The sequence below is a fragment of the Streptomyces sp. NPDC059477 genome, from assembly GCF_042749375.1.
GTDB lineage: Bacteria > Actinomycetota > Actinomycetes > Streptomycetales > Streptomycetaceae > Streptomyces.
In genome coordinates, this window is record NZ_JBHYUG010000191.1 from 1 (window position 1) to 1,729 (window position 1,729).

General features: G+C 72.3%; 1 protein-coding gene. It reads left to right on the forward strand.

What is annotated here, in order from left to right:
* Window positions 1–287: 287 nt before the first annotated feature.
* Window positions 288–1,655, forward strand: a complete 1,368-nt coding sequence (locus tag ACFXAZ_RS39500) for a bifunctional o-acetylhomoserine/o-acetylserine sulfhydrylase (RefSeq protein WP_384601910.1) — start codon at window positions 288–290, stop codon at window positions 1,653–1,655.
* Window positions 1,656–1,729: the final 74 nt, after the last annotated feature.

Genomic DNA, 1,729 nt, shown 5'->3' on the forward strand with positions numbered 1-1,729 from the left:
GGTCGCCGGTTGCGTTTCGGCCGCGGGCCGGTGGGGGCTGGTCGCGCAGTTCCCCGCGCCCCTGAGGACGTTGGGGTAGCCCGCGTTACCAGGCCCCCGCGCTGCGCTGCGCGAACATTGCCCGGTCGTGTCGTTTGTAACGCCGTGTGACATGTTCGTTGCGGGCCGCGCGCGGCCCCTGTCCGTGTCTTCCTCCCCGTGCTTGTCTCGTCGCGGATCCCCCGAGTCCCAGGTTTGGGATTCCGTATCTCCGATCGCCGCTCTCCCGCCGCACGAGGAGCACCACCATGACGACGAGCCAGCCCATCGACTCCGTCACCGCCGGTCACACCCCCGAGGACGTGCCCGCCGGGCCCGACACCTCGGCCTGGTCCTTCGAGACCCGGCAGGTCCACGCGGGGGCCGCGCCCGACCCGACGACCGGTGCCCGCGCCACCCCGATCTACCAGACCACCTCCTTCGTGTTCCGGGACACCCAGCACGCGGCCGACCTGTTCTCGCTCGCCGAGCCCGGCAACATCTACACCCGTATCCACAACCCCACCCAGGACGTCTTCGAGCAGCGGATCGCCGCGCTGGAGGGCGGCGTGGCGGCGGTCGCGCTGGCCTCGGGGCAGGCGGCGGAGACCCTGGCGATCCTGACGGTGGCGGGCGCGGGCGACCACATCGTGTCGAGTACGTCCCTGTACGGCGGCACGTACAACCTGCTGCGGCACACGCTCCCCCGGTTCGGCATCGAGGTGTCGTTCGTGGACGACCCCGACGACACCGAGGCCTGGTCGGCGGCGATCCGCCCGAACACCAAGGCGCTGTTCGCGGAGACGCTGGGCAACCCGCGCGGCAACGTCCTCGACGTACGGGCGGTGGCGGACGTCGCCCACGCGGCGGGCGTCCCGCTGATCGTGGACAACACCGTGCCGACGCCGTACCTGCTGCGCCCGATCGAGCACGGCGCGGACGTCGTGGTGCACTCGGCGACCAAGTTCCTCGGCGGCCACGGCACCACGATCGCCGGGGTGGTCGTGGACGGCGGCACCTTCGACTTCGGCGCCCACGCCGACCGGTTCCCGGACTTCACCGAGCCCGACCCCAGCTACCACGGCCTCCAGTACTGGCCGGCCCTCGGTCCGGGCGCGTTCGCGATCAAGCTGCGCGTGCAGCTGCTGCGCGACCTCGGCCCCGCCCTGTCCCCGCACTCCGCGTTTCTGCTGCTCCAGGGGGTGGAGACGCTGAGCCTGCGCCTGGAGCGGCACTCGGCCAACGCCCAGGCGCTCGCCGAGTGGCTGGAGCAGCGCGACGAGGTCGCCGCCGTCCACTATCCGGGCCTGCCGTCCAGCACCTGGTACGAGGCCGGGCAGAAGTATCTGCCGCGCGGCGCGGGCGCGATCGTCTCCTTCGAGCTGCGGGACGGCATCGAGGCGGGCAAGCGGTTCGTGGACGCGGTCGAGCTGTTCAGCCATCTCGCCAACATCGGGGATGTCCGCAGCCTGATCATCCACCCGGCGTCCACCACGCACAGCCAGCTCGACGCCGACCAGCTCGTGGCCACCGGCACCACGCCCGGCCTGGTGCGGCTGTCCGTCGGCATCGAGAATCTCGCGGATCTGAAGGCGGATCTGGAGGCCGGCTTCCGCGCCGCCAAGGGCGCGTCCTGAACGCGACGACCACCGCCGAGGTCCCCCTCCCGGCCTCCGGGGGGTGGCGGGTGGGGGACCCACCCGGCCGACGC

What these genes read in the sequence shown, in the direction of transcription:
- ACFXAZ_RS39500 (WP_384601910.1), top strand. Translation starts at nt 288, where the DNA reads ATGACGACGAGCCAGCCCATCGACTCCGTCACCGCCGGTCACACCCCC.